General features: G+C 67.9%; 6 protein-coding genes. 2 read left to right on the forward strand and 4 right to left on the reverse strand.

Going from position 1 to position 6016, the window contains the following annotated elements:
* Nucleotides 1-141: 141 nt before the first annotated feature.
* Nucleotides 142-1170: a methionine synthase gene (locus tag DBR36_RS10040; RefSeq protein ID WP_108319063.1), complete on the reverse strand. Its 1029-nt coding sequence runs from the start codon at nucleotides 1168-1170 to the stop codon at nucleotides 142-144.
* A 20-nt stretch (nucleotides 1171-1190) separates the two neighbouring features.
* Nucleotides 1191-2174, reverse strand: a complete 984-nt coding sequence (locus tag DBR36_RS10045) for a putative oxygenase MesX (protein ID WP_108319025.1) — start codon at nucleotides 2172-2174, stop codon at nucleotides 1191-1193.
* Nucleotides 2175-2293: 119 nt separating this feature from the next.
* Here DBR36_RS10045 and DBR36_RS10050 point away from each other — a divergent pair, with 119 nt between their 5' ends.
* Together DBR36_RS10050 and DBR36_RS10055 are read left to right on the forward strand one after the other, a co-directional pair.
* A complete protein-coding gene (locus DBR36_RS10050; RefSeq protein ID WP_108319027.1) occupies nucleotides 2294-3235 on the forward strand; it encodes a LysR family transcriptional regulator in 942 nt (313 codons plus the stop codon).
* Nucleotides 3236-3274: 39 nt separating this feature from the next.
* The gene (locus DBR36_RS10055; protein ID WP_108319029.1) at nucleotides 3275-4468 is read left to right on the forward strand and encodes a low temperature requirement protein A; all 1194 of its coding nucleotides are present in this window, start codon (nucleotides 3275-3277) and stop codon (nucleotides 4466-4468) included.
* A gap of 197 nt (nucleotides 4469-4665) precedes the next feature.
* On the opposite strand, the gene DBR36_RS17720 is transcribed toward DBR36_RS10055, so the two are convergent.
* Nucleotides 4666-4827, reverse strand: a complete 162-nt coding sequence (locus DBR36_RS17720) for a hypothetical protein (RefSeq protein WP_181373551.1) — start codon at nucleotides 4825-4827, stop codon at nucleotides 4666-4668.
* A gap of 11 nt (nucleotides 4828-4838) precedes the next feature.
* Nucleotides 4839-6002 carry a glycosyltransferase family 2 protein gene (locus tag DBR36_RS10060; RefSeq protein WP_108319031.1) on the reverse strand — a complete coding sequence of 388 codons (1164 nt, stop codon included), beginning with the start codon at nucleotides 6000-6002 and terminating at the stop codon, nucleotides 4839-4841.
* Nucleotides 6003-6016: the final 14 nt, after the last annotated feature.

Below are 6016 nucleotides of genomic sequence, written 5' to 3' on the forward strand. Positions count from 1 at the left end.
GGTCATCGGCGGCGATGGGCATGGTGCTCCTCGGAACGGGGAAGGGGGCGCTCCGACTCTGCCACGGCATCCGCTCGCCGGTCGACAGCGCGGCGGGGACGGGACGGGGCGGGCGCGGAGTCCTCCGGCCCGCCCGATCGGTCAGCCCGCGAGCTCCTCGCGCAGAAGGGCCGCGCCGGCCGTGAGCGCGCTGACCTTGTCGTACGCGACATGACGCGGAAGCGGCGCCATGCCGCAGTTCGAACTCGGGATGAGCTTGTCGGCATCCACGAACTGCAGGGCGGCGCGGAGCGTGTCGGCGACCTCTTCGGGCGTCTCGATGCGCTCGCTGGCGACATCGAGGGCGCCGAGCATGACCCGCTTGCCACGGACCAGCTCGACGAGGTCGATCGGGACGTTCGATCGGTGGCTCTCGAGCGAGATGGTGTCGATGCTCGAGCGCTGCAGCAGCGGGAACGACTCCTCGTACTGACGCCACTCCGAGCCGAGCGTCGCCTTCCAGTCGGTGTTGGCCTTGATGCCGTAGCCGTAGCAGATGTGCACGACGGTCTCGGCGCGCAGACCCTCGGCGGCGCGCTCGAGGGCGGCGACGCCCCAGTCCTTCAGCTCGTCGAAGAAGACGTTGAACGCCGGCTCGTCGAACTGGATGATGTCGACGCCGGCCGCCTCCAGCTCGCGCGCCTCGTGGTTGAGGATGGTCGCGAACTCCCACGCGAGCTTCTCGCGGCTGCCGTAGTAGCGGTCGGCGAGGGTGTCGATCATCGTCATCGGGCCCGGGAGGGCCCACTTGATCGGTCGGTCGGTCTGCGCGCGCAGGAACGCGGCATCCTCGACGAAGACGGGATTGCGCCGGCTCACAGCGCCGACCACGGTCGGCACGCTCGCGTCGTAGCGGTCGCGGATGCGCACGGTCTCGCGGTTCTGGAAGTCGACCCCGTCGAGGTTCTCGATGAAGGTGGTCACGAAGTGCTGACGGGTCTGCTCGCCGTCGCTGATGATGTCCATACCGCGGCGCTCCTGCTCCTGCACCGCGGCGCGCAGGGCGTCGTGCTTCCCCTCGACGAGTACGTCGCCCTCGAGCTCCCAGGGTGACCACAGCACCTCGGGCTTGGCGAGCCAGGCGGGCTTGGGCAGGCTGCCGACGGTCGAGGTGGGCAGGAGGGTCGTCACGGCGGCGGTTCCTTCGCGGGTCATCGGACGGGGGCGGCGTAGTCGGCGGCCCACGCGTCGAGGATGTGACGGTGGGGCGTCACGAAGTGCTCCTCGGCGTACCGGCCCTGGGTGACCGCGAGTCGGCTGCGCTCCTCACGGTCGTAGTCGATGCCGGTCCGCACGAACTCGGGCTCGTCGAGCGTCGGCCGGTAGACCTCGCCCGCGGGGCTGACGGCGTTGTAGATCTCGGGACGGTAGATCTTCTGGAACGTCTCCATCGTGGCGATCGTGCCGGCCAGCTGCAGGTCGGAGTACTCCGTGGTGAGGTCGTCTCGGAAGTAGAACGCCAGCGGTGCGACGCTGCCGCGCGGCATGAAGTAGCGCACCTGCAGGCCCATGCGGCCGAAGTAGTCGTCGGTGAGCGAGAAGGAGTCCTGCGCGTACTCGACGCCGAGCACGGGGTGCACGACACCCGTGCGCCGGTAGGTGCGGCTCGTCGACACGCTGATGCAGATCACCGGCGCCTGCGCGAAGCGGTCGCGGTACGCGTCGGAGTCGAGGAAGTGCTGGAAGATCTTGCCGTGCAGGATGCCGAAGTCCTCGGGCACCGTGAAACCCTCGCCGCCGGCGTTGGCCGCGGGCAGGACGACGCTGAAGTCGTAGTCGCGCAGGTACGACGAGAAGTTGTTGCCGACGATGCCGCGGTGGCGCTCGCCGGTGCTCATGTCGACGATGCTGACGTCGAGCACCTCGATGACGGGGAACTCCTCGTCATCCGCCCCGTCTTCGAAGCGCAGGTGCACCGAGACGATGTCGAGCTCGACGCGGTATCGGTCGTCGTCGCCCGGCACCAGCTCGTTCAGGCGGTGGTTCATCATCGACAGGGCGTTGCGCAGGTTCTGCTGACGGCCCGCACCGCGTGCCAGGTTGGCGAAGTTCGTCGTGACGCGCGAGGACTCGGCCGGGGCGTAGTCCTCGTCGAAACGGGTGGTGGTGATGCTGAACGTGATGTCGTTCGCCATGACGGGCCAATCGGGTGCGGGGGCCGGGTGGGCCCGCGGATGGTGGTGAGGCCATGCTGCTCCCACGGCGAAGGCATCGGGTAATTCCCGTCCACTATGCAGTGTTATAGCTTTGCCCTATGGCGAAGCGGTCGAGCGGATTCACCCTTCAGCAGCTGCAGTACTTCATCGAGGTCGCCGCCGAGGGGTCCATCTCGGCGGCCGCCGACCTGCTGTACGTCGCACAGCCGACGATGTCCGCGGCGATGAAGGACCTCGAGGCGCGCGTGGGCCGCGACCTTCTCACGCGGTCCGCGCGCGGCGTGACCCTGACCAACGACGGCGTGGAGTTCCTCGGCTACGCTCGCCAGGTCGTCGAGCAGGCCGATCTGCTCGAACAGCGCTATCTCGGGCGCCCGCCCTCGCGGCGCCTGCTCGGCGTCTCGGCACAGCACTACTCGTTCGTCGTCGACGCCTTCGTGCGCATGGTGAGGGGGACGGATGCCGCGGAGTACGAGTTCTCGCTGCGCGAGACCCGGACGTTCGACATCATCGAGGACGTCCGCACCCTCCGCAGCGAGCTCGGCATCCTGTTCCGCAACGACTTCAACCGCAACGTGCTCGACAAGCTGCTGCGGGACTCGGGGCTGGCGTTTCATCCGCTGTTCGTCGCGGAGCCGCACATCTTCGTCTCGCGAAGGAACCCCCTGGCATCCCGCCCACGGGCCACGCTCGACGACCTCGTCGACCTGCCCCGACTGACCTTCGACCAGGGCGCGAACAACTCCTTCTACTTCGCCGAGGAGATCCTTTCGACCCTGTCGAGCCGTCAGGAGATCCGCGTGTCCGATCGCGCGACGATCTTCAACCTGATGATCGGTCTGGACGGCTACACGATCTCGACCGGCATCATCAGCGACGACCTCGATCCCGAGATCGTCGCGGTGCCGCTCGACGTCGACGAGCGGATCGAGATCGGCTGGATCGGACGGACCGCCATCCCTCTCACCGAGCAGGCGCAGCGCTATCTGGCGGAGGTGCGCGAGGTTGTCGCGGAATTCGGGGTCGCGTTGCTCGGATGAGTGTGCGCGATCCGGACAGCCGCGGTGTCAGGATGGGGCATGGCATTCGGGATGACCCGTGACGTGTTGCGCCCCACGGACTCCTCGCGCGCGGATCGCGTGACGTACGTCGAGCTGTTCTTCGACCTGGTCTTCGTCCTCGCGTTGACCCAGTTGTCCGCCTACCTGTACGAGAACCAGACCCCGCTCGGGGCCTTCGAGGGCCTCATCATGGTGTGCGCCCTGTGGTGGGCGTGGGTGTCGACCACGTGGGTGACCAACTGGCTCGACCCCGTGAAGCTCCCCGTCCGCGGGGCGGTCATCGTCCTCGCTCTCGTCGCGCTGGTGATGAGCGTTTCGATCGCCGAGGCGTTCGGTGATCGCGCGTGGGCGTTCGCGGTGGCCTACGTGGTGCTTCAGGTGGGGCGGACGGGCTTCATCGTGTGGGCGACGGTTCGTCACGACCGCAGAGTCGCGCGGGATTTCACGCTCGTGCTCGCGTGGACCATCGCCGGCGGCGCCCTGTGGATCGTCGGCGCGGTGTTGCCGCACGAGTGGCAGCTGCCCCTGTGGGCTGCGGCGCTCGCTCTCGAGTTGCTCGGCACGATGCTCGGGTATCCGATCCCGGGCCGGGGGAGGGTACAGGTCAGCTCGTGGGACCTGTCGGGTCCTCACATCGCCGAGCGGACGGCGCTGTTCGTGCTCATCGCCCTCGGGGAGGGTCTGTTGGTCACCGGTTTCGCCTTCGTCGCCAAGGAGTCGTCGGCATCGTCGATCGCGTCGCTGGTGACCGCCTTCGTCGCCGCGGCGGCCGCGTGGTGGATCTACTTCGATCACGGCGAGCGCGTCGGCTCCGAGGCGATCGAGGCGTCGGATGAACCCGGCCGCCTGGCCCGCACCGCGTACACCTGGGTGCACCTGCCGATCGTCGCCGGGATCGTGCTGATGAGCGTGGGTGACAAAGAGATGCTGTCGCATCCCGATCAGCGGAGTATCGCCGCGACGATCGTCGTCGTCGGCGCGCCCATCCTGTTCCTCGGCGGCACGGCGCTCTTCCGTCGCACGCTCGAGAACAGGTGGTCGCGGGCTCAGCTCCTCGGGCTGGTCGCCTTCGTGGTGCTCGCCGGGCTGGCGTTCGTCCTGCCGTTCTTCGACGCGCTCAGGCTGTCGATCGCGGCGGCGATCCTGCTCGTCGGGGTGGCAGCGGGCGAGACCGTCGAGCGGGTACGTCGCGGGCGTCGCGCCGGCGGCTGACCGGGGCAGCCTCGCCGACCGGGCGAGGAGGAGTACTCGATCGCGCGGGACTTCGACGAGCGACCCGATTGAGCCGTGGGGTCCGACGAGAGTTCGGGGGATCGCACGCTTCGACGCAGATGACGACGGGGGCGAAAAAGGGGCAGGGCCCGCCTCCGGGGGATTCCGGGGACGGGCCCTGACGATCGGGTCGAGATTCAGTTCTCGCGCGTGCGACGCGGAACGATCCGCATTACCGCCGTTCCTGCGGCGATCAAAGCGAATGCTGCGAGGGCCAGCCACAGAGAATTCGTGCCCGTCATCGCGAGCATTCCGGCTCCCGCTCCCGCGCCCGTCGACGATGCGATGTTGTTGTACATTCTTTCTCCTTTCACCAGTCACGCCGACGATTTGTCAGCGCATCCAGGTATGCCTTGGTGTGGACGAGTTGCAGAAACAGATCGATGACGAGCTCGTACATCAGCCCCGCGAGAACCATGTGCCGCCAGCCGCGGTCCCGCACGGTCACGATCCGTTCCACGATGAAAATCACCGTCACGGCCATCCAGAACGGTTGGACGGACAGGTTGTTCGTCGCGATGGCGTAGACGATCGTGGCCAGGTAGATGTAGGTGATCAGGCACCCGATCATGGTGAGGATCTGCCGACCCCAGTAGGGGCGTGTGATGCGGGTGAACCCGTACTGCACGCAGTTCTCGACGGCGCCGCGCTTCCAGCGCAGACGCTGACGCCACAGCTCGCCCCACGTCGGCATGATCTCGGTCACAAGGGTGCAGCCGGCCGGGCTGAGCACGTCGTAGCCGAGGTGCCGGATGGCGAAGGTGAGCTCATTGTCCTCGGTGAGGACGGACGTGTCGTAGATACCGCCGCGGCCGTCGCCCGCGGGCAGCTCGCCCGCGAGGCGGGCCTGCGAGATACGTCGCAGCAGGCCGACCTGCAGGACCGCGGCGGTGCCGGTCACGACGAGGCATTTACCGCCGAGGCGCCGGACGTCGCGGGCGTATCGAGCGTACTCGTTGCGCTGCAGGTGCCCGACGAAGCCGCCGCCCTCGCTGCCGCGGAACACGCCGCCGACGGCGCCGATGCTGCCCTTCAGGTTCTTGCGCGCGATCTGAAGGAAATCGGGGTCCAGAGCCGAATCGGCATCCTGCACCAGGACCAGATCGTCCTCGCGCAGCTGGGGGAGGATCTCCGCCAGGAACTGATTGAGGGCTCCGGCCTTCTTGTGGGTGTTGTCGGTCGTTTCGAAGACCTCCGCACCGTTCGCACGGGCGATCTCGACGGTGCGGTCGGTGCAGTTGTCGGCGATGACGACGATGTGATCGGGCGGGCAGGTCTGGTTCTGCAATCCCTGAATGGCGGCGGCGATGCCCGCCTCTTCGTTGTGCGCGGGAAGGGCGGCGATGAGGCCGCTGATGCGGGGGGTCGTGCGGTGGCGGCGGGCGGCCCGCGAATCGGTGCTCTGCTCCTGCACCGCCGACGACACGGGCGGGATGTCGGGAGCTGCGGCGACACGGGTGCCACTCGTCGACATCGGCGTGGGGGCAG

The sequence above is a fragment of the Microbacterium sp. HMWF026 genome (assembly GCF_003061325.1).
Classification (GTDB): domain Bacteria; phylum Actinomycetota; class Actinomycetes; order Actinomycetales; family Microbacteriaceae; genus Microbacterium; species Microbacterium testaceum_E.

Coding starts and splice junctions, on each gene's coding strand:
- DBR36_RS10055 (WP_108319029.1), top strand. CDS start 3,275: ATGGCATTCGGGATGACCCGTGACGTGTTGCGCCCCACGGACTCCTCG.
- DBR36_RS17720 (WP_181373551.1), bottom strand. CDS start 4,827: ATGTACAACAACATCGCATCGTCGACGGGCGCGGGAGCGGGAGCCGGA.
- DBR36_RS10045 (WP_108319025.1), bottom strand. CDS start 2,174: ATGGCGAACGACATCACGTTCAGCATCACCACCACCCGTTTCGACGAG.
- DBR36_RS10060 (WP_108319031.1), bottom strand. CDS start 6,002: ATGTCGACGAGTGGCACCCGTGTCGCCGCAGCTCCCGACATCCCGCCC.
- DBR36_RS10050 (WP_108319027.1), top strand. CDS start 2,294: ATGGCGAAGCGGTCGAGCGGATTCACCCTTCAGCAGCTGCAGTACTTC.